The 21,831-nt window shown below is 60.6% G+C and carries 19 protein-coding genes; 11 read left to right on the forward strand and 8 right to left on the reverse strand.

Going from position 1 to position 21,831, the window contains the following annotated elements; all coding sequences use genetic code 11:
- The first annotated feature begins 16 nt into the window (after positions 1-16).
- Positions 17-946 (forward strand): VOC family protein, encoded by a 930-nt coding sequence (locus IFT57_RS12260; RefSeq protein ID WP_192151559.1) that lies wholly within the window; start codon positions 17-19, stop codon positions 944-946.
- Between the two features lie 84 nt (positions 947-1,030).
- Here the strand turns inward: IFT57_RS12260 and IFT57_RS12265 are convergent, their stop codons facing one another.
- The 4 genes from IFT57_RS12265 to IFT57_RS12280 all read right to left on the reverse strand — a co-directional run bounded on the left by IFT57_RS12265 (position 1,031) and on the right by IFT57_RS12280 (position 5,997).
- Positions 1,031-2,308 carry an OprD family porin gene (locus IFT57_RS12265; protein WP_192151560.1) on the reverse strand — a complete coding sequence of 426 codons (1,278 nt, stop codon included), beginning with the start codon at positions 2,306-2,308 and terminating at the stop codon, positions 1,031-1,033.
- Between the two features lie 35 nt (positions 2,309-2,343).
- Positions 2,344-3,690 (reverse strand): MFS transporter, encoded by a 1,347-nt coding sequence (locus tag IFT57_RS12270; RefSeq protein ID WP_192151561.1) that lies wholly within the window; start codon positions 3,688-3,690, stop codon positions 2,344-2,346.
- 235 nt (positions 3,691-3,925) lie between these two features.
- The gene (locus IFT57_RS12275; RefSeq protein ID WP_192151562.1) at positions 3,926-5,005 is read right to left on the reverse strand and encodes an aromatic ring-hydroxylating dioxygenase subunit alpha; all 1,080 of its coding nucleotides are present in this window, start codon (positions 5,003-5,005) and stop codon (positions 3,926-3,928) included.
- 38 nt (positions 5,006-5,043) lie between these two features.
- Positions 5,044-5,997 (reverse strand): PDR/VanB family oxidoreductase, encoded by a 954-nt coding sequence (locus IFT57_RS12280; protein WP_192151563.1) that lies wholly within the window; start codon positions 5,995-5,997, stop codon positions 5,044-5,046.
- A 281-nt stretch (positions 5,998-6,278) separates the two neighbouring features.
- Between IFT57_RS12280 and IFT57_RS12285 the strand changes: the two genes are divergently transcribed.
- The 6 genes from IFT57_RS12285 to IFT57_RS12310 all read left to right on the forward strand — a co-directional run bounded on the left by IFT57_RS12285 (position 6,279) and on the right by IFT57_RS12310 (position 12,759).
- Positions 6,279-6,752 (forward strand): MarR family winged helix-turn-helix transcriptional regulator, encoded by a 474-nt coding sequence (locus tag IFT57_RS12285; protein ID WP_192151564.1) that lies wholly within the window; start codon positions 6,279-6,281, stop codon positions 6,750-6,752.
- A 378-nt stretch (positions 6,753-7,130) separates the two neighbouring features.
- Positions 7,131-8,057, forward strand: coding sequence for a homocysteine S-methyltransferase family protein (locus tag IFT57_RS12290; protein WP_192151565.1), 927 nt, complete (start codon positions 7,131-7,133; stop codon positions 8,055-8,057).
- Complete coding sequence (locus IFT57_RS12295; RefSeq protein ID WP_192151566.1) at positions 8,050-9,597, forward strand: ABC transporter substrate-binding protein; 1,548 nt, start codon at positions 8,050-8,052, stop codon at positions 9,595-9,597. The genes IFT57_RS12290 and IFT57_RS12295 overlap by 8 nt, the downstream gene beginning before the upstream one ends.
- Positions 9,598-9,602: 5 nt before the next feature.
- Positions 9,603-10,328, forward strand: a complete 726-nt coding sequence (locus tag IFT57_RS12300) for an ABC transporter permease (RefSeq protein ID WP_199868841.1) — start codon at positions 9,603-9,605, stop codon at positions 10,326-10,328.
- Between the two features lie 3 nt (positions 10,329-10,331).
- The gene (locus IFT57_RS12305; protein WP_192151567.1) at positions 10,332-11,153 is read left to right on the forward strand and encodes an ABC transporter permease; all 822 of its coding nucleotides are present in this window, start codon (positions 10,332-10,334) and stop codon (positions 11,151-11,153) included.
- The gene (locus tag IFT57_RS12310) at positions 11,146-12,759 is read left to right on the forward strand and encodes an ABC transporter ATP-binding protein (protein ID WP_192151568.1); all 1,614 of its coding nucleotides are present in this window, start codon (positions 11,146-11,148) and stop codon (positions 12,757-12,759) included. The genes IFT57_RS12305 and IFT57_RS12310 overlap by 8 nt, the downstream gene beginning before the upstream one ends.
- Before the next feature lie 34 nt (positions 12,760-12,793).
- Here IFT57_RS12310 and IFT57_RS12315 read toward each other — a convergent pair whose 3' ends face one another.
- From IFT57_RS12315 to IFT57_RS12325, 3 genes are read right to left on the reverse strand one after another with little or no spacing between them, the layout of a single operon-like run.
- Positions 12,794-14,005, reverse strand: a complete 1,212-nt coding sequence (locus IFT57_RS12315; RefSeq protein WP_192151569.1) for a nucleoside permease — start codon at positions 14,003-14,005, stop codon at positions 12,794-12,796.
- Positions 14,006-14,055: 50 nt separating this feature from the next.
- Positions 14,056-15,132 carry a sugar phosphate isomerase/epimerase family protein gene (locus IFT57_RS12320; RefSeq protein WP_192151570.1) on the reverse strand — a complete coding sequence of 359 codons (1,077 nt, stop codon included), beginning with the start codon at positions 15,130-15,132 and terminating at the stop codon, positions 14,056-14,058.
- On the reverse strand, positions 15,129-16,304 hold the full coding sequence (locus IFT57_RS12325) for a Gfo/Idh/MocA family protein (protein WP_244657303.1): 1,176 nt from the start codon (positions 16,302-16,304) through the stop codon (positions 15,129-15,131). The genes IFT57_RS12320 and IFT57_RS12325 overlap by 4 nt, the downstream gene beginning before the upstream one ends.
- A gap of 205 nt (positions 16,305-16,509) precedes the next feature.
- Here IFT57_RS12325 and IFT57_RS12330 point away from each other — a divergent pair, with 205 nt between their 5' ends.
- Positions 16,510-17,529: a substrate-binding domain-containing protein gene (locus tag IFT57_RS12330; RefSeq protein WP_192151571.1), complete on the forward strand. Its 1,020-nt coding sequence runs from the start codon at positions 16,510-16,512 to the stop codon at positions 17,527-17,529.
- 21 nt (positions 17,530-17,550) lie between these two features.
- Here the strand turns inward: IFT57_RS12330 and IFT57_RS12335 are convergent, their stop codons facing one another.
- Positions 17,551-17,697, reverse strand: a complete 147-nt coding sequence (locus tag IFT57_RS12335; RefSeq protein WP_122800923.1) for a DUF2256 domain-containing protein — start codon at positions 17,695-17,697, stop codon at positions 17,551-17,553.
- 177 nt (positions 17,698-17,874) lie between these two features.
- On the opposite strand from IFT57_RS12335, the gene IFT57_RS12340 reads away from it, so the two are divergent.
- From IFT57_RS12340 to IFT57_RS12350, 3 genes are all read left to right on the forward strand, one after another.
- Complete coding sequence (locus IFT57_RS12340) at positions 17,875-18,774, forward strand: DNA replication terminus site-binding protein (RefSeq protein WP_192151572.1); 900 nt, start codon at positions 17,875-17,877, stop codon at positions 18,772-18,774.
- Between the two features lie 326 nt (positions 18,775-19,100).
- Positions 19,101-19,412: a DUF7693 family protein gene (locus tag IFT57_RS12345; protein ID WP_192151573.1), complete on the forward strand. Its 312-nt coding sequence runs from the start codon at positions 19,101-19,103 to the stop codon at positions 19,410-19,412.
- A gap of 96 nt (positions 19,413-19,508) precedes the next feature.
- The gene (locus IFT57_RS12350) at positions 19,509-21,635 is read left to right on the forward strand and encodes a TonB-dependent siderophore receptor (RefSeq protein ID WP_192151574.1); all 2,127 of its coding nucleotides are present in this window, start codon (positions 19,509-19,511) and stop codon (positions 21,633-21,635) included.
- Positions 21,636-21,831 lie beyond the last annotated feature (196 nt).

Genomic DNA, 21,831 nt, shown 5'->3' on the forward strand with positions numbered 1-21,831 from the left:
ACACGAGAGACACACCATGAATATTATCGGACCTGAATACCTGACGTTCGGCGTGGATGACGTCGCTGCCTGCGTGCAATACCTGATTGACTATGGGCTCAAACCCTTGGATGTCGATGAACAAGGAGGCTTTCTGGAAGCGCTGGACGGTACCGGCGTGCTGATCCGCCACCGTGATGCTGCCGGCCTGCCGGCGCCGATGGGTACCGCCAGCACGCTGCGCGAAACGGTCTATGGCGTAGCCGACGAGACAACCTTGCAAGCCATAGAAACCGAGTTGCGCAAGGACCGCGAAGTCCATCGCACCGATGACGGCGTACTGCATGCATTCGACGATATGGGTTTCGCCCTGGGTTTCTGCATCACCCGGCGCAGGACGCTGGCGATGCCTGGAGAAATCAGTAACGCACCAGGCTCGGCCACGCTGCGCGAAGTCAACAGTCTGGGCGCCAGCAACGAGATGCCAGCCCTCCCCCGCAGTCTGTCCCATGTGGTGTACTTCGTTCCGGACGCCGACCGGGCCGAAGCCTTCTACACCCGGCTGGGGTTCATCTGCACCGATCGCTTCATCGGCACAGGACCCTTCCTGCGACCTGCGGGGACCCTGGACCACCACACCTTGTTTTTCATCAACACGCCACCGTTCATGAAGGGTATCGAACACTTCACCTTCCACATGGCCGGGCCCACCGAGGTCATGCTGGCCGGCACTCGTTTCGTCGAAAAAGGCTATCAGTCGTTCTGGGGGCCCGGTCGCCATCAGTTGGGTTCCAACTGGTTCTGGTATTTCAACAGCCCGCTGGGCTGCCACGTCGAATACGACGCAGACATGGACCTGCATGACGAGAGTTGGGCGCCGCGCGTGGAACCGTCGACAGCCGATACATCCCAGTACTTCCTGTTCGAACGCCGGGAAAAATGGATGCCCGGTGGCAAGCCGGAATAGCGCCAATACGCCACAGACAGAGGCCGCTGGTGACAGCGGCCTCATCGGTTTGACGCTATCCGTTACCTGCAGCGCACGCGTGTATCACCACAGTTTCCAGGTGTAATCGACGTTGATGCGGGTTTCGTTGTCACTACGAAAGGTTGCTGCGGCGCTCAGATCGTTTCGATAGACGTTTTGCCTCAGGCGCACGCTCAGCCCTTTTACCGGGCCTGACTGCACCACATAGGACAGCTCGACGTCTTTGGACGACTCCGACAAATGGCTGCCGCCCAGGCGCGGCAGATTTATATGGCTGCCGTGCAGATAGCGCAGCATGCCCGTCAAACCAGGTAGTCCCACGGCTGCAAAATCATAGTCATATCGCAAGGCCCACGTGCGTTCATCGGGGTTGACGAAATCCGCGCTCATGGTGCCATCGCTGAGCACCACCGGCTCGCCGCCCGCCAGATAAACCATCGCGGTATCGCCGCTCTGCTGCATATAGCCGATACCCAGGCTATGGGCGCCCACCTGGTAGGTAAACATCCCGCCTGCGCTCAGGTTATCCACCCTGCCCGCTTCTGCCCGGCCATCTTCGCGACTGTTGAACAGGCGGATATCGGTCTTGAGCTTGCCCGGCCCCAGTGGCAACGTATGCAGCAAGCCGGCAAAATCCTGTTGGTAGATATTGCCCAACTCGGCGTGAAAGTAGCGCAAGGTCAAGCTTGGCGACCATCGATAGTCACCACCCACCAAGTCGAACCGGGTCGAGGTGGCACCCGGCGTGAACCGACCATTGGGCGAGGCGATGTAAATCGGCTGGTCGTCCGTGGAGTCGCGTTGATTGACCCTGTCCATGCGCCCCAGGTGCAGTGTCGTATCCGGCACATCCTCGGAAATCAGGTGCGCGCCCCTGAAGGATTGCGGCAGCAATCGCGCCGGACTGGCCGCTATGACCGGCAGGCTGGGAAATTGCGTACCTATCGACACGCGAGTTTTGGAGACCTTGGCTTTCAGGGCAGCCCCCAGCTCTGAATACTCGTCACGAGTCTTGCGCGTGACCGGGTTGAATTGGAGCAATTGCGTCCCGGTGCGATCAGGTGACGAATCCAGTTTCAGCCCGACGATCCCGGTCAGATCCAAGCCAAAACCCATCCAACCTTCGGTGTAACCGGAATGGGCACGGAGAATGAAACCTTGAGCCCACTCTCGCGCTGCCGCGTAAGGCGTCTCGCCTTTGTAGTCTCTGTCCAGATAGAAGTTACGGCTGGTCAACGCAACCGTTGCATCGGAAATCAGCGCGGCCTGGCTGATTCCAGACAACAACATCCCCACACTGCCCAGGCTCAACAGCCGTGGGCAATTGATCAACGCCTTCATAGCGATGTCCTTGTTATTGTTGTTTTTTGATCGAGTTATTGCGCAGTCAGACCGGTAGTGGTGGGCTGCGATTCGGGAGTCGAGCGCGCCTTCAGGCCCCAGATGGCACATGCCGCCAGCACGAAGGCCCCGGCAAAGAGCACATACAACTGCGCGGGCGCCCATTGCGCATCGATCAATTGCCCCGCTACCAGGGGCGATAGAATCGCGCCAGAGCGGCCGATGCCTATGCCCCAGCCCAGGCCGGTCACGCGTTGCGAGGCGGAGTAAAGCGTAGGCGTCAACGCGTAGAGCCCCGCCACGCAGCCATTGACGAACACGCCGATGGCCAAAGCCAGAGTGAACGCAAGGTTCAGGTTGGAAGTGAACTGAACGAACATAGCCAGCAGCATGCCGGTCAGGAGCAGGTAGCCAATCAAGACACGGGACAATCTGTACCGTGCGGCCAGCAGGCCCACGACAGCCGTACCGACGATTCCACCTACATTCAAAAGGACCCCGCCGGTGATCCCTTGCTGGTTGGACAGGCCTGCCGCCACCAGGAGCCTGGGCGTCCAGCTCATCACAAAATAGAAGCCGAACATCACCAGAAAGAATGCCAGCCAGATCAACAGCGTGGAACGCAGCAACGGCGGCGAGAACAGCTGGGCGAACGCCACACGAAGTGGCTGACGCGCCGACGCCGAGACTGGCGGTAGTTGCTCGATGGGTTCGAGCTGCACCCGGGCCAATAGCCGGTTGACCTTGTGCAGGGCGCCTTGTGGCTGGCGCGAGGCCAGAAATACTAGGGATTCAGGCAACCACACCAATAGCAGCGGCAGCGTCATCAGCGTGACGATCCCACCGTAGAGAAATACAGCGCGCCAACCCATGGACGGGATGATCTGCGCGGCGATCAAGCCGCCAATGGTGGCGCCCAGCGCGTAGGCGGTCGACTGCAGGCTGATCGCAAGTCCCCGCCATTTCTGGTTGGCGTACTCGCCGGCAATGACATAACTGCTGGCCAGCACGCCACCAATGCCAAGGCCTGTGAGCAGCCGCAGAGCGGCCAGCATTTCCGGCGACGACGCTTGAGATGAACACACCATCCCCACCCCCGCTACCGTCACACACACCAGGATCAAGGGACGCCTGCCAAAGCGGTCGGCCCACGGTGCGATGAACAACGACCCGACGGCCATGCCCACCAGCCCGGCACTGAGCAAGTAGCCGAGCCGAGTGCCGGTCAGCGCCCACTCACTGGACACCGATGCGGCGGTAAAGGCCATCACCAGCACATCGAAGCCATCCAGCATGTTGATCAGAAAACACAGGCCGATGACTCCCCACTGAAACCCCGACATGGGTTTTTGATCCATGAGTTGGCCGATCGACTTATCCATGTCCAATGACTCCCGTACTGGAGCAAGCGTGAGCGGTCAAACGCTGGGCAGCCGAAGTCGGCCCGGATTCACGGGTTGGTAAGACGTGCATAGGGGTACCCTCTTGTTTTTGTTGTTGAACGGACACTCGATGCGCCTTGGCCAGGCCAAGGCCTGAGGGTGAAATCAAAGGCTGATCTCACCACTGCCTTTCAGGCTGATGCGAGCGGTCGGGCTCGCATCCTGAGGTACAGGCTCAACGGTTGGCGTGACGCAACCGCTCGATGATCTTGCGCGCTCTGTTCGCCCCGACATCCACATGAATATCGATCATCGGGCCCGTGCCGAAGCGGCACATGTTCCGGTACTGGGCCTCTATCACCACTTTGTCTTCATCGAAGGTCAAGGCGGTTTGCTCGATGACCTTGGCCTTGATCGCCTCATGGTCGCTCTTGGGATTGGTGGCCATGGTCCAGAAGTAGTGGCTGGTGGTCTCGGTTTCCGGGGTGACGCCATGGAACCCGCGCATATGAAAGCCGCCGCGCTGCGGATCGTTCAAATCGTCGGTATTGGCGTCCACCGCGCCTGTCCAGATTCGCAGGTGGCTGACGTGAAACTCGATCTGCTGCCAACGGTCGATCCGATCCTTGAAAGGGTACGCAGCGATGTAGGTGGGCGGCGCAACGGAGCCCGGCATATGGCGAGTGACGGTGACCGACAGGTCATCGCTCTCGACCTTCATTTCGGCATTCATGTGGATGCTGGCGTTACCGCCGATGGTGCGCAGATGCACATAGCCCAGGTGGCTGAGGTCCATCAGGTTGTCATGGATCAGTTGGTAGGGCGCATCGTAGTGGTAGACATCGCCGTCGAAGAGATACGCGCCGCTGCTGTGCACGGCGTACGCTGGCGGTTCGCAGGTTGGCTCGGGGTGGTCGCTGCTGCCGAACCAGATCCATACGATCTGGTCCCGCTCCTGTACGTGATAGGCCGGGACCTTGGCCTTGCTGGGGATCTTGTCCTGGCCAGGAATTTCAATGCACTTGCCTGCGCCATCGAATAGCAGCCCGTGATAGCCGCAACGAAGCCCCTGGGCTTCCAGGGTGCCATTGGACAACGGCAGTGCACGGTGGCAGCAACGGTCTTCGAGCGCCGCGACCTTGCCATCCGACGTGCGAAACAGCACCACGGGTTTGTTCAACAGCGTGCGCGCTACGGGTTTGTCGGTGAGCTGCCAGCCCAAGCCGGCCACGTACCACTGATCAAGGGGAAAGCTGGGCAAAGACGGCGTGGCCGGTACTTCATAGGCGAGGGTTTGGCTACCAGGGGCGTTCATGGTGTTCTCCCATAAGTCGATAGGTGTCGGGCGTGGGTTCAAAGATCCAGGACCAGGCACGGTGTTTTCGCTCTCGAGCAACACGGCGTGAACTGGTCGTTGCTGGCATGCTCTGCGTCGGTCATGAACTGATCGCGGTGATCAGGGATGCCCTGGACCACCCGGGTGATGCAAGACCCGCAAATGCCTTGCTCACAGGAGGTCTCGATCTGGATGCCGGCTTCGTCGAGCACCTCGAACACAGAGCGATCAGCAGGGATTTGAAAGACTTTGCCCGAGCGTGCCAGCTGTACTTCGAAGGCCCGATCAGCGGCGTGGTCTACCGGCGGCGCCGCAAAGAACTCTCGATGCACCTGTGCTTGCGGCCAATCTGCCGCGGCGGCGCAACCCAGGATGTAATCCATGAAGCCGCCCGGACCACAGACGTAGACATGTCGGTCCGCCTCAGGGGTCCGGAGCAAGGCGCGGGCATCCAGATTGGAAGGGACCGCGCTACTGTCGTCATGCAGCACCACCCGATCGGTAAACGCCGCGTGGGCCAGCTCATCGAGAAACGCCGCGCGATCCGGTGAGCGGAAGCAGTAATGAAGTTCGAAATCCTCACCTTGGCGCTGCAGCTCGTGGGCCATGGCCAGCATGGGCGTGATGCCGATTCCGCCGGCAATGAGCAGATGCGTCGCCCCTGGACCCGCCAGTGGGAAAAGATTGCGCGGCTCGCTGATGTGCAACGTCTGACCCTCTTCTACCAACTCATGCATCGCTTGAGAGCCACCGCGCGACGACGGGTCCTTGAGCACACCGATCAGATAGCGATGACGCTCCTGCGGTGCATTGCACAGAGAGTATTGGCGAACGACACCGCTGGGCAGATGCACATCGACATGGGCGCCTGCGGTGAACGCAGGCAACTGGCTGCCGTTGGCAAGGCACAACTCGAAACTGCAAATACCCTCGGCGACGATGGATTTGCGATTGACTAAAACCTGGAGCATGAGACGGCCCTCCACCTCAAAAGTGGCTGCAAAAAGCGAACGGAGATTGAGTTAGCGAGCGGGGGTTATGGCGGACTTGTGGCTGCTGGAAGAAGGCGCAGACCAAGGGGGTTGACGGTACTGTTCATTGCAGGCTACCTGATAATTATTTTTGTTGGGGCGGCTGTCGCCTATGATGCGAGCAGCCCACGCAAGGTGCGTGGCTGGAGGTAGAATCCGGCTATTTAGTTGCGGTGTCAACCTTTCTTCTCGAACCGTTCATCCCTTTACGGCGGCTACCTATGGCGAAAACCAACAAGCTGAATCTGGATCGCTACGTTCCAGCCATGCTCACATTCCTTGCAAACAAATTGGCGACTGGCGCCTCTCTGAGTTACCGCAAGCATTTCGGTATCGGCGTTGTGGAGTGGCGATTGATCGCCCTGCTGGCGGTAGAAGACCAGATCACGGCCAATCGCATCTGTCAGGTGATCGGCCTGGATAAAAGCGCGGTCAGCCGCTCGCTGCAGGCGTTGGAGGCCGCTGGGCGAATCACCGGCAAGGTGGACAGCCAGGACGCGCGCCGCTACACCGTCAGCCTCACCCCCGAGGGCAAAGCGCTGCACGACCGAGTGCTGAAGGTCGCGCTTGAGCGGGAGCGGCGTCTGCTGGGCGGTTTATCGCCAGCAGAGGTCGACACCTTGGTTGACCTTCTGGGCCGGCTACAAACGAAAGTAGCCTATGTCAACGAATACGATCCGCCTGCGGAGGCGTAATCAGACCGCACTGCATTGGCGTGGCGATCAACACGTCCGGGTTCGGCGATGCAGCGCAGGTCGAGGGAGTGGGGACAAGCTAGAGGAAAGGACTGATTTCTTGATACCACCAAGGTAGTTTTTATAACCCGAAGTGTTGAATCGCTGTTGCCCGGTAAACAGTCACTAAATATATAGCCAAATCAAATCGCGTTATTCCACTCTGGAAGTTGCTGCAGATTTTATATTTCTATTAAATCTAAGCAGGCTTGGTTATCAGTAAGTGCCCCCTGAAGGGGCGGCACGCTTTTCATCAAAGCCCTCAGGTTATCTGTGTTGCCGATATTCAATTGGGCAGCCTGACCGATCTAGTCATCATCCGGATATTGGGTAACGACAATGGCAAAACACATTCAAATCCTCGACGGCGGCATGGGCCGAGAGCTGTCGCGAAACGGCGCGCCGTTTCGTCAACCGGAGTGGTCTGCACTGGCGCTGATCGAAGCCCCGGAATATGTGCGCCAGGCACATGATGCGTTCATCGCTGCCGGTGCGCAGGTCATTTCCACCAACAGCTATGCCGTGGTGCCTTTTCATATCGGCGAGGCGCGGTTCGAGATCGACGGCACTGCTTTGGCGCAACTCGCGGGCACCCTTGCCCGTGCTGCTGCCGATGCCAGTCCTCACGCCGTTCGCGTTGCCGGGTCGCTGCCTCCCCCGCTTGGCTCGTACCGCCCGGATCTGTTCGAGCCGGTGCAGGCTGGCAAGGTCCTGCGGGTGCTGATCGATGCGCTGAACGAGCATGTCGATCTATGGCTGGCAGAGACGCAGAGCTCCATTGCCGAAGTCAGGCTGGTGGCCGAGTTATTGAAAGATGACCCGCGACCACGCTGGTTTTCCTTCACGCTGGACGATGCGCTGGATGCTGAGGGCAAGGCTCGACTGCGATCCGGGGAAAGCATCACCGACGCCGTGTTGGCGGCGGTCGAACTGGGCGCGGCTTCCGTGCTGTTCAACTGCAGCCCGCCGGAAGTCATGAGCGCTGCGTTGCTCGAGGCTGGCCAACACAGCAGTTTACCGCTCGGCATCTACGCCAATGCCTTCGAACCGTCGGACCATAAACGCGGTGCCAACGTGGGCATCAGCGCACTGCGCCGCGACACCCAGCCGGACAACTATCTGCGCTGGGCGCGGGAGTGGGTCGATCAGGGCGCCAGTATCGTCGGCGGTTGCTGTGGCATCGGCCCGGAACACATTCGCGCACTGTCGACCGCCCTCGCCGGCTCTGAGTCCGTACCCGTTGCACAGGATGCCCTGCATGTTTGATCGTCGCTCGTTCATCAAAGGTACCGGGGCGGCCGCGATGACCGCCGCCATGACTTCCGCCTGGCCGTTGGCCAATGCCTTCGCACAGCAGCCGCTGGGCCCCAGAAAAGGTGGCCACCTGACGATCGGCCTGGACAACGCGTCGACCACAGACCGCCTGGATCCGGCCTTCTGGTTCGAAAGCTGGATGTATTTCACCGGCAGTCAGCTGTTCAATGCCTTGGTGGAAGTCGACGATAGCGGAGCAATCGTGCCTTCACTCGCCGAATCCTGGTCCAGCGATGACGGTGGCCGCAAGTGGGTCCTGAACATCCGCAAGGGCGTGCAATTTCATGATGGCCGCGGTTTGAGCGCGAAAGACGTGGTCTGGTCGCTCAATCACCACCGCAGCGAGAAATCTTCCTCCCCGGTCAAGGTCTATCTGGACCCGGTCACGGACTTGAGAGCCACTACGGATCACGAAGTCACTGTCACCCTGGCGGAGCCGAACGTCGAGTTCATCGCCTTGCTGTCAGCGGTGCATTTCGTGATCACAGCCGAAAACGAGGCCTTCGAGAAAGCCATCGGCACCGGCGCCTTCATTCTGGAAAGTTTCCAGCCGGGCGTGCGCATGCTGGTCAAGCGCAACCCCAACCATTGGAACCCTTCACGGGGCCATGTCGACTCCGTCGAAACCCTGGCCATGAACGACTCGACCGCCAGGGTCGCGGCGCTGGTCAGTGGTTCCGTGCAGATCATCAATCGGGTCAATCCGCGCATAGTCGGGCGCATCGAAAAGCTGCCCTCGATTCAGCTGGTGCGGGACAAGGACAGCCAGATATTCACCCTGCCCGGCCTGGCCCACGTGGCACCGTTCGATTCCCTCGACGGGCGCCTGGCACTCAAATACGCGATAGACCGGCAACAGTTGATCGACACGGTCCTGGGCGGGTATGGCTCGCTGGGCAACGACAATCCAGTCTTCCCATCGAACCGGTACTTCGCGCGGGATATTCCTCAGCGACCTTACGACCCTGATCTGGCGCGCTTCCACTGGCAAAAAGCAGGGTTCGCAGGCCCGCTCACGCTCTTCGCGGCAGACGCGGGCTTTCCAGGGGCGGTGGATGCGGCTCAGCTGTATCAACAGTCGGCGCAAAAGGCTGGCATTCCGCTGGGCATCGAACGGGTGCCAAACGACGCATTCTGGACCGATACCTGGTTGAAGAAACCGTTCTGTACCTCCAATTGGGGGGCACGCCCCACTGCCGATGCATTGCTGTCCATGGTATTCACCAGCCAGGCGCCCTGGAATGAATCCGCTTGGCGAGTCCCGGCTTTCGACCAGTTGGTGAAAGCGGCGCGTGGCGAAACCGATGAAGACAAACGCCGGCAGATCTACCACGACATCCAGGTGATGCTGGTCGAGCAGAGCAGTGAAATCATCCCGCTGTACGCCGACGCGCTGGCGGCCACGCGCAAGAACGTCAAGGGTTTCACGTCGGTGCCTGGGGTGCCGCTCAGTGGCAACCGAGCCGCCGAGAAAGTCTGGCTGGAAGGATAAGGTCGATGTCCGTGACACTTCCGGTTATCGCTCGCGCAGGGGGGCAAGGCGCGCTGGCAAGCATGATTGCGCGGCGCCTGGCGGTCGGCATGGTCATGCTGCTGGCGACCTCGCTGTTGATTTTCATCGGGCTGAACCTGCTGCCGGGCGATACGGCGACCGCAATTCTGGGGCAGTCCGCAACCCCTGCGGCCGTCCATGCCTTGAAGCTGCAACTGGGCCTGGATCAACCGGCAGGCTGGCGTTATTTGCACTGGCTGGGCGGAGTGTTGCAGGGTGAATTCGGCAGCAGCCTGACTTCCGGGGAAAACATTTCCGTGGCGCTTTCGCAGCGGCTGAACAACACCCTGTCCCTGGCGGGCATTACCGCGTTGGTAGCGGTACCGCTGGCGCTGCTCAATGCCCAGCGCAGCAGCTATGTCGATACCGCTGTGCTCAAGGGGCTTTCGCCCATGCGGGTACTGTGGCGCCACGTGTTGCCCAATGCCTGGGGGCCGATCATCAACGTCATCGTGTTGAACATGGCCTACCTGATGGTGGGCGTGGTGATCGTGGAAAACGTTTTCGTCTATCCCGGCCTGGGCCAGTACCTGGTCGACAGCATCGGCAAACGGGACGTGCCCGTGGTCCAGGGTTGTGCGCTGGTGCTGGCGGCCATCTACATCCTGCTGAATCTGTTCGCTGACGTGATCGCTTTGTTGACCAACCCCCGTCTACGCCACGGAAAATAATCCATGCCCGCACCGAAAATCGTTCACCTGCCCGGCATCGTCGGTCTGATTCTGTTCGTGGCTGTCGCCCTCTTCGCGCCATGGCTGGCTCCCCATGCTCCCGACCAGGTGATTGGCGCAGCCTGGGATGTCCCGTCGGCGCTGGCGCCGCTGGGCACCGACAATCTGGGCCGCGATCTGCTGTCGCGGCTGATCTGGGGCACACGCACATCGTTGTCGGTGACCGCCGCCGCAGCCTTGGTGGCGTTCGTCGGGGGGACGACGCTGGGCTTCATCGCCGGGGCTGCCGGGGGCTGGATCGACCAACTGATCTCGCGCGTCAACGACGTGCTGATGGCGATACCGACCATGATACTGGCGCTGGTCATTCTGGCCACGCTGCCCAAGACCGTGAGTGTGATCATCCTGGTGCTTGGGCTGCTGGAGGCCACTCGGATTCTGCGCGTGGCGCGTGCGTTGGCGGCGGATATTGCCGCCATGGAGTTCATCGACGTGGCGCGCATGCGCGGAGAAAGCATGGCCTGGATTCTGCTGCGGGAAATTCTCCCCAATGCCCTGCCCATCCTGATCGCTGAATTCGCCCTGCGCTTCGTTTTCATCCTGCTGTTTCTGTCCGCGTTGTCTTTTCTCGGGCTGGGCATTCAGCCCCCTACGGCAGACTGGGGCGGGTTGGCCCGGGATAACAAGGACGGCGTGTTGTTCGGCGTGTGGGCCGCTTTGATACCGGGCGCCGCGATTGCCGTGTTGGCGCTGTGCATCAATGCGCTGGCCGATTGGCTGCTGAACGGCAACACACGCCGGTGGGGAGCGCGCAACCATGACTGACTCGACCCACGCCTCTGCACCTCCACTGTTGTGCGTCGATCAGTTACGAATTGCCGCCAGAGGCGAGCCGCGGCGGATGTTGGTCGATAACGTGTCGTTCACGCTCAATGCCGGCGAGGTGCTGGGTCTGATCGGCGAGTCCGGAGCGGGAAAATCCACTGTCGGCCAGGCGATCCTGGGTCATCTGCGTGAAGGCATGACGCTGGCAGGCGGAGGTGTCCTGTTCCATGGGCAGGACCTGCTACGCCTTCCGGAACCTGGCCTGCGACGGATTCGCGGCCGGCGCATTGCATACGTTGCACAATCGGCCGGATCGGCCTTCAACCCGGCCCTGACCATCGGTGCGCAGGTGATCGAAGCTGCGCAATGGCACGGGCTCATGGATGCGGCCACGGCCAAGGCGCGGGCGCTGCAGCTGTTCGCCGAATTCAGTCTGCCGGAGCCCGAAACCTTCTATACACGCTACCCGCACCAGGTGTCGGGTGGGCAGTTGCAGCGGGCGATGATTGCCATGGCGCTGTGCAGCTCGCCCGAGCTGATCGTCTTCGACGAGCCGACGACCGCACTGGACGTCGTCACCCAACTGGGCATTCTTCAGGCCATCGCGCAGGTCATCCGCCGGGCGGGTGTAGCCGCCATCTACATCAGCCACGATCTGGCCGTGGTTGCACAACTGGCCGACCGCATCATGGTGTTGCGTCATGGCCAATGCGTGGAGCACGGCGCGACCCAGCAGATTCTGCAAAGGCCGACGCAGCGCTACACCCGGGATCTGCTCGATGCCGGATGCACTTCTCGCGGTCCAGGCGTTGTTCCATCGGTGCAGAAAGAAGTGCTGACCATCCGCTCCCTGAGCGCCAGGTATCACCATCGGCCGGTATTGGACGACGTTTCACTGCGTCTGTGGCAAGGCTGCACGCTGGCGCTCATCGGCGAATCGGGATCAGGTAAGTCGACCTTGGGTAGAGCCATTTGCGGATTGCTCACGGACGTTGGCGGTTCCATGACGCTGGGAGGCAAGGCGCTGCCGTTGACGCTCGGGAAGCGGGCCCACCATCACCTGCAGCAGGTCCAACTGGTGCATCAGATTCCCGATAGCGCGCTCAACCCCAGACTGTCGATCGGCGATCAGCTCGCTCGCGCCGTGCAGAAATTTACCGGGTCAAGCCGACAGCAGCGGCAACAGCGGGTGATCGCATTACTGGGCCAGGTGGGCCTGCCTGCAGACATCGCCAAGCGACTTCCGCACACGCTTTCCGGGGGGCAGAAACAGCGCGTGTGCATTGCACGCGCACTGGCTGCCGAGCCTGCACTGATCATTTGTGATGAGCCCACTTCGGCACTGGATCCGCTGGTTGCTCAGGAGGTACTGGCGTTGCTGCGGCAACTGCAGGCCGAAACGGGCGTATCGTACTTGTTCATTACCCACGATCTGCACGTCGCCAGGCAGATCGCCCATGAGGTTGCCGTGTTGCGCAACGGGCGTATCGTTCATCGGGGGGCCACTGCTGAAGCACTCAGCGCACCGTTCGATGACTACACGCAGAGCCTTGTCCAATCCGTACCGCAAATGAGGCAGGACTGGTTGGCGCAGATGACTGGCTGATAGCGCAACGTTGCTTCCAGAGTTCGCCAGGTGTTCAGTTGCGCCTGGCTTTGAACGTCAATGCGAAGCCCAGCAGAACCACCCCGGCAAACCCCGCCGGGAACAGCCAGATACTTTTCCAGTCATGTTGCATGCCCGTTGCATAGTGATCGGTCACCTGCCCCGCTACCCAGAAACCGATCAGCATGCCCAACCCATAGGTGGCCAGGGTGATCAGCCCCTGCGCCGAGCTGCGGAAGCGTTCGGGGGTCTTGGCGTCGGTGTAGATCTGCCCGCAGACGAAAAAGAAGTCGTAGCACACGCCATGCAAGGCAATGCCGATCATCAACAGGGCGATTTCTTCACCGCCGCTGCCATAGGCGAACAGCACGTAGCGCAACACCCAGGCGAACATGCCGACCAGCAGTGCGATCTTGATGCCGAAGCGGGCGATGAACAGCGGCAGCAACAGCATGAACAGCACTTCGGATACTTGCCCGATGGCCATCTTGGCGGTGGGGTTGGCAATGCCGATCTCGGCAAGGAACGGGTTGGCGTTCTGGTAGTAGAAAGCCAGTGGTATGCAGATCAGGATCGACGCAAGGAAGAATATCAAATAGCTGCGATCCTTCAGCAGCCCCAGCGCGTCCAGGCCCAGCACCTGCCGCAACCCCTGGCGCTCGCCGGTGGCCTGCAAAGGTGCCGTGCTGGGCAGGGTGAAGCTGTACAACCCCAAGAGCAGCGATGCAATGGCCGACATCAGGAAGGTGTTGCGCAGCGCGCCGCTGGCGATGCCTTCGGCGGAATCCCAGGCGAAGAGCATGCTGATCACCACGCCGGCAACGATCCAGCCGATGGTGCCCCATACCCGAATGCGCGAGAACTCACGGGCCGGATCTTGCATCTGGCGGAAGGCAACCGAGTTGACCAGGGCCAGGGTCGGCATGTACACCACCATGTAGGCCAGGACATAGGGATAGAAAGTGGCGAAGTCCGGCGCTTTGTACAGCTGGTACAACAGCACCGCGCCCAGCAGGTGCAGAGTGGCGAGGATGCGTTCGGCATTGAACCAGCGATCGGCGATCAGGCCGATGACGAAAGGAGCGATGATTGCTCCCCAGGACTGCGTCGAAAATGCCTGGCCGATCTGGCTGCCGCTGGCGCCCAGGCCCGTCGCCAGGAATGTTCCCAGGGTGACGAACCAGCCACCCCAGATGAAGAACTGCAGGAACATCATCACGCTCAGTCGGGCGTTCATCGTTTTCATTGCGCTCACCGTTTTATTGTTATGGCAGGTGTCGGTCGAAAGCTTGCGGTTCAGTCTTCGGGCAAACCCAATAATCTTCGGTTGGATTGCACGTCGGCGGACACGCCGGCGAAATCATCGAAAGCGCGTTGCGTGCGCTTGATCATGTGTCGCTCGATGAAGGCAGCACCCTCACCTGCGCCTTGCGCCGAGTCCTTCAGGCAGCACTCCCATTCGAGCACGGCCCAGCCGTTGAAGCCGTACTGGGTCAACTTGCTGAAGATCGATTTGAAGTCCACCTGGCCGTCGCCCAGCGAGCGGAAGCGGCCCGGCCGATCGACCCAGTCCTGGTAGCCGCCATACACGCCGGAACGGGCATCGGGACGGAACTCGGCGTCCTTGACGTGGAACATGCGGATGCGCGCGTGGTAACGGTCGATGAAACCCAGGTAGTCCATCTGCTGCAGCAGCAGGTGGCTGGGGTCATACAGGATGGCGGCGCGCGGATGGTGGTCGACTGCCTGCAGGAAGCGCTCGAACGAGGCGCCGTCGTGCAGATCCTCACCGGGGTGAATCTCGTAGCACAGATCGACACCGGCCTCTTCGAAACAGTCGAGAATCGGCAACCAGCGCCGGGCCAGCTCGGCAAAACCCTGCTCGACCAGACCACTGGGCCGCTGCGGCCACGGGTAGACATAGGGCCAGAGCAAGGCGCCGGAGAACGTGGCATGCGCCGTCAGGCCCAGGCGTTGGCTGGCCCGTGCGGCAAGCTTGAGTTGGTCGACGGCCCACTCGGTGCGGGCTTGTGGAGCATTGCGTAGGTGGGCTGGCGCGAACTCGTCGAACACCGCGTCGAAAGCAGGATGCACGGCGACCAGTTGACCTTGCAGGTGGGTCGACAGCTCGCTGATCTGCACGCCGGCTTTGGCGCACACCGCGTTCAGCTCATCGCAGTACGCCTGGCTTTGCGCTGCGCGCTCCAGGTCGATATATCGGGTGCCGAGCGTGGGCAGCTGGATCGATGTGTAACCTTGGGACGCAGCCCAGCCAGCGATGTTGGCCAGGTTGTCGAACGGCGCTTCGGACGACATGAACTGCGCCAGGAATATGCCCGGGCCACGCAGCCCCGTATCGGCGGGAAGATTCATTGCGAGGTGCTCCGTGAGGAAGAGGGACAGACCAGCTCGGTCCACTTGGCGTCGCCGCGGTGGTTGATGAGTGCGGCTTCGATGAAGGCCATCCCGCGCAAACCGATGTCCATACCGGGTACGCCCGGCACCTGGTTGCCGGCCACGCCCGCCTGGATGGCGTCGGCAAAATCCACGTACAGATTGGCCATCGCCTCCAGGTAGCCTTCGGGATGCCCTGCGGGCAAACGCATCCGGCGCGTGGCGGCGGCACTGAGCCAAGGTTGCCCAAGACCTGAGCGCAGGATGCGCATGGGTTGGTCCAGCGAACGGTGGATCAGGCTGGACGGCTCTTCCTGCCGCCATTCCAGCCCACCCAACTCGCCATAGACGCGAATCTTCAACGGATTTTCTTCGCCGGCGCAGACCTGGCTGGCGATCAGAACCCCGCTGGCCCCGCCGCTCATTTTGAACAGCACACTGGCGTCGTCGTCCAGTCGGCGACCGTCGACGTGCGACCCCAACTGGGCGCTGAGCGCGCATACCTGCTGGTCGGCGATGAATTCCGCCAGGCAAAACGCATGGGTGCCAATGTCGCCGATGCAGCCGCCAATGCCGGATTGTTCCGGGTTGTCGCGCCAGTCGGCCTGCTTGTTGCCCTGGCTGGCGATGTCCTGGCTGAGCCAGCCTTGCGGGTATTCGACGATGACCTTGCGCACGGCACCGATGAGGCCATTGCGTACCAGCTCGCGGGCTTCCCAGACCATGGGGTAGCCCAGGTACACGTGAGCCAAGCCATACAACTGGTCACTGCCGGCCAGGGTTTGGTCCAGCGCCTGCAGCTCGGCCAGATTCAAAGCGGCGGGCTTTTCGCTGAACACATGGAAGCCTGCCTGGATCGCGCGCTGTGCGACGGGCGCATGCAGATGATTGGGTGTGACGTTGACCAGCAACTGCATGCGCTGGTCCTCGGGGAGGCGCGATTCGGCGTCGATCATCTCCCGCCAGTCGCCATAGACACGCTGTGACGCGAGCCCCAAAGCGTTGCCAGTGCGCTGATTGTTCAGCGAATCGCGGCTGAAAGCACCGCACACCAGATCGAATCGCCCATCCAGCGCCGCCGCCTGCCGATGTGCCCGGGCAATGAACGACCCTTCCCCGCCACCGACGAAACCCATTCTGGTTTTTTGCATGACATCCAGCCTCTAGATGCTTGTCGGCTCAGCGCGGGTCAGATCAGCAATCAATGACCTAGCGATGTAACCGGTTACATTTGTTCAAGCAATCTAGGCGTCAACGCGTCCCCTGTCAAACACCATCGGGCGGATCATCGCGGTACGGGAAGCAGCGGCAAACTGAGGTAAGCTCTGCGTCGGGATTACCGGGAACGAGGTAGGCGTGTCGAATATTCGTGAAGTGGCGCGGCTGGCCGGCGTTTCCGTGGCGACGGTGTCGCGTGCATTGAAATCACCCGAACGGGTGCTGCCCGAGACGCGCGACCGGGTCAATGCTGCGGTGGAACAGGCCGGTTACCGGCCAAACCTGATGGCTGTGCAGTTCCGTTCGCGACGCACGTTCAACCTGGTCATCCTCGTGCCGCATATTGCCAACAGTTTTTTTGCCCGTGTGATCAGCGGCGCGCAGAAAGCCGCCCAGGCGGCGGGCTATCGCGTATTGCTGTGCGACACGTTGGGCTGCGAAGCGACCGAGCGCGAATATGCCGACCTGGTGCACGCCCATCAAGCCGACGGCGTCCTGCAGTTGCGCGCCTATGATCCATTCGCGTCGACTACCGACGCAGCCGACCTGCCCCCTATCGTCAACGCCTGCGAAATCCTCGCGAGCAGCCGTCACCCCACTGTCAGTCTGGATAACCATGGCGCCGCACAAACGGTAACAGAGCACCTGCTTGCCTTGGGCCACCGACGCATCGGTTTGATCAACGGGCCCGCTACCAGCCCATTGACCCATGATCGGCGTGCGGGCTATGAGGCAGCCTTGCGTGCAGCAGGCATCACACCCGACGCCAAGTTGATCTGCCCAGGGGATTTCAGCCTGAAAGCAGGCTATGACGGAGCACTGCAGTTGCTCGGCATGCCCGAACGCCCTACTGCATTGTTCTGTGAAAGCGATGAGATGGCCATTGGCGCCTTGAAGCGCATCAAGGAAATGGGCCTGCGAGTTCCCCAAGACGTTTCGCTGGCCGGCTTCGACGATATTGAACTGGCTGCCTATTGCGACCCACCGCTGACGACCATTGCCCAGCCAGCCGAGTGCTTCGGCCAGCACGCGGTGGACATGCTGATCGGTTTGATCGAGAAGCGCACCCTTGAAGTGCGCCACGTGACGCTGCCCTACAGCCTGATTGTTCGGCAGAGCACCGCTGGCGTGCCTGATGGTGATATCGCTGGCGGATGACAGCCACACGCTTTGGAATATTCAACCACCGGAAACCGGCTTCTTCTGCCGCCTGCAACGTTCCGAGCAGTAGCGGACCTCGTCCCAACAGCGCGCCCATTTCTTGCGCCAGGTGAAGGGAAGACCGCAGGTGACGCAATGTTTTATCGGTAGCTCACTTTTCTTCAAGACCCTCTCCACGGCAACGTTCACGGATTATCTGTGTAGCCAACCAGCGAAGAGCTGTATAAAGATACAGTACCCAGCTAGAATAGCCCACCTGCCCATCATCCGGACACACGCATGGATCTTCATCTCAGCCAAACCAGCGCTGCCATCGCCATGGTCAACAGGCTCCAGGCCGAATTGACCGATTTGGGCGAGGTATTGCGCGCTGCAGTTGACTACGTACGTGTCGATGCCATGTTTGGTCTGGATTTTCGGCCTGAGGACGCTGTGCGCAACGAACCAATAGAGGTGCGTGTATTACAGGGTGACGAGGCGGTACAGGCGGCGTTCGAGGCCTTGACCAGTATCTGGGTCAAGGTGGGTCAGCATCCGCGGGAAACATTGCGTGTGCCAGGTGCCATCGCCCTGCCCCGCACTGCCATCGACAAGATCCTCCAGACCAATGCGACGCGCGTCGAACTGGGCAAATTGATCGGCGCCATCGACAAAACCAACGACCGCCGCAACGTATGGAACCGATTCAAGGGCAGCGGCAACGGTATCGTTCCCAAGCAAGCGCTGCGGCTGACGAATGTACTTACTGCGCCGTCGAACATCAATTTCTACTGGGATGACACCGGCTCGTCCGGCGCCCGCAAGATGGCCGGTGATCTGCTGAAAGAGTGGCACGAACAGCTCGAGCAATACCATGACAAACAGGCGACGGTGCACCACTCCTCGGAAGCGGCTGCCGAGAACGCTCTGCTCTACGGCATCGACATGCTGGGCAAGCTGGACCCGCAGGAACAGGTCGCCATTCGCCGCCTGGTTCAGCCTCATATCCGCGCACGGGTCAGGAACGGCGACTCGAAGGTCAAACCGATCATCGCGCCAGTACCCTTCGTGTATGAAACGGATATTGCCGCACCGAAGATCAAGCCGCTTTCGAGTTACGAGCCCAAAGTTGTAATCCGCAAGAACACCCGCCTGGCGTTACTCGAGGATGAGCCCTATGTGGAGGCAATGAATCTCTATCGTTATAAAGAGAAGCATCGCGTTTATGGGGCCCTGCAAAAAAAATCGGTTGAAGATGCCTAGGTATTTTATGCGTATTGCCGATGGGCGAAGCAGTTGGATAGGGCATTGCAGGTAAATAACATCATGATACAGCCAATGCTGTGATGTATCCCCCTTCCAAATTTCCAAAATTAGGCTGAATTTTGTGCATAGCACCCTGCCCTGCTTGGTGATTACCAAGTTGGTAATACAGTAGTGGGAACATTTCAAGGTGCGCCTGTCATGATGTTACTTTTATGGTCAGCACGTCATGATGTTATTAATAGGTTAGGGACTGTTTCAGCGCGATTGCCGGCCCCTTCTGCTTCGCTTATAAAGCTGCTCTTCACTTTGATCAGGCTCTTCAATTGTCCGCCGCCCTCTCCGCTCGAGAAACCTGCCAGCTTCTTCGTGACGTCGCTCTAGGTATTCGCACCTTGCATCGTCTCGACGAAACGGATTGGGCCGTTGCCTACGGCGCAGCGATGACTGTCGGCACCGACGGCTGGATCATCACCTTCCACAACCAAGAAAACCGACGCTTTCATTGCGAACGTTGTGAAAGCCCGGACGGCCGCACCTACCTCTTCGATTCATCCCAGCGCTACGGTACCGACCCTATCGAGCTTCTAAGTACCTGGGAGCACAACAAGCTGGCGGAAATACTCGCGGGTGTCTGAAGCAAGGTTTCAATCTGCGCAACTGTCAATGCGAATCGTTTGCGGATAGAATCCGCTGCCATTTCGTTAGCCTCCCCTGCCTGGAACGATGAACCCATGCGTCGCACGTTACTTTCGCTGTGCCTGCTGCAAGCTGCCCCGGTGTCTGCCTGGTCCTCCGAACCCGTTGAAGCCAGCGGAAACCTTCAGCTCGAAGCGGTGAACATCGAGGCCGACAGTGACTACGAGCGCGCAGACGGTCCGGTCACGGGTTACAAAGCCACCCGCTCGATGAGTGCGACGCGCACCGACACAGCCCTGCACGAGACGCCTCAGTCGATCAGCGTCGTGCCCCGTGACGTATTGGAAGACACCGCCTCCACTCGCTTGCAGGACGCGCTGGATTACGCAGGGGGTGTCGGCCGCGCCAACAACTTCGGTGGTCAGGGCCTGACCACTTTCACCGTGCGCGGCTTCACCACGGGCGAGTTCTACCGCAACGGCTTTCCGATCAACCGCGGCTACCCTAATGCCCCGGACGCCAATACCGTGGAACGCCTGGAAGTGATCCGCGGTCCGGCGACGAGCCTGTATGGCCGTGGTGATCCGGGCGGCACTTTCAACGTCGTCAGCAAGCAGCCGCTGGCCGAGCGCAAGGTGACGATTGGCGGCCAGCTGAACGATCAGGGCATGCGCCGCGCCACGCTGGATGCCGGCGGGCCGCTCAGCGAGGATGGACGCCTGGCCTATCGGCTGAACGTGTTGGGCGAAGGCGGCAAGAGCTTTCGTGACCATGTGGAAAGCGAACGCTACGACATCGCGCCCGTGCTCAGCTGGCAAGCCAGCGACACTACCAAAATCGTTTTCGAAGGCGATTTCATGCGCAACAACCACCCGCTCGACCGCGGCTTGACGCGCTACGCCACTCAACGGGGCAGCGCTTCGCGCGACACCAATGTCTGGGAGCACGGGCGTGACAACCTGCTGCACAACGACAACGACATGGCCCAACTCAGGTTCGAGCATCGCCTCGATGACGACTGGACCCTGGCCGGCGGCATGCAGTGGCTCGACGGCAGCCTTGCGGGCAATGCGGTCGAAGCCAACGCAGCCCCGCTGGATGGACGCACCCTGCAGCGCAACTTCAACTACCGCAAACTGGAATGGACCGACCGCGACTATCAGCTGAACCTTACCGGCCATTTCGATGCCGCGGGGTTTTCCCACACCTTGCTGGCCGGCGTGGAGTATGAAGACTACGACTACCGCTCGATCATCCAGCGCTCGTCCGCGGCGACCGGTACCTACCCCATCGACCTCTACAACCCTGTGCTCGGTCAGCCACGCCCGGCCCTCACGCGCACCACCACCCACGACACGGAAAACCTGAAAACCTGGGCCGCGTTCATTCAAGACCAGGTCGCCTTGACCGAGCGCTTCAAAGTGCTCGCAGGCGTGCGTCTGGAACGCTTTGAACAGGACTACGACAACCGCTTGCCAGGCTCTGTGGACTGGAACGCCGCGCAGACCTCGGCAACACCACGGCTGGGTTTGATCTACGACCTCACCGATACACTGGCGCTGTATGCCAACACCGCGCGGTCGTTCAAGCCCAATAGCGGTGCAAGCCGTGATGGCAGCGGGTTTGAACCGGAAGAAGGTAAATCTTACGAGCTGGGCATGAAGTGGGAAGCCCTCGATCAGCAACTGAGCATCGACGGCGCCGTCTACCACATCGTCAAGGAAAACGTGCTCACCCGTGATCCGATCGACCCGACCTACAGCGTCGCGGCCGGCGAAGTCACCAGCCGTGGCCTGGACATCACCATCGCCGGCAACCTCACGCCACAATGGCGGATGATCGGTGGCTACGCCTACGTCGATGCGCGGGTGACCGACGACAACAACCTGCCCAACGGCACCCGCCTTGCCAACATTCCGCGCAACAGTTTCAGCCTGCTCAACACCTACGAGTTCCAGGACGGCGCAGCCAAAGGCCTGGGCCTGGGCGTAGGTTTGAAATACATCGACGACCGCGCCGGACAGACCGCAGCCCAGACCTACACCATGGACCGCTACAGCGTGGTCGATCTGTTGAGTTTCTATCAGGTGAACGATCACGTTCGCCTGAACCTGGAACTGCAGAATGCGTTCAACAAGGGCTACGACGAAGGCGCGTTCAACACGTACGCGTATCCTGGCGCGCCGCGTACGGTTCAGGCGGGCGTGGCGTATACCTTTTGAGGCACTGAATGCCGCTGTGGGTCCGGAACCTGGCAAGCGTGCGGCACTGATACTCGGCGACGGCGGGCCGGGTACTGTTCGCTTTTGGCCCCAGAGCAGCATGGGCCGAGGGCAAAAAAGTATCGGGGCGGTGTATCTGGCGGGCTATCGACCCGGACATTGTCCGGAGTAAGGTTGCTCTTACCGACCTGTAGAC

Origin of the sequence: Pseudomonas sp. CFBP 13719 (assembly GCF_014842095.1) — a bacterium.
Taxonomy (GTDB): domain Bacteria; phylum Pseudomonadota; class Gammaproteobacteria; order Pseudomonadales; family Pseudomonadaceae; genus Aquipseudomonas.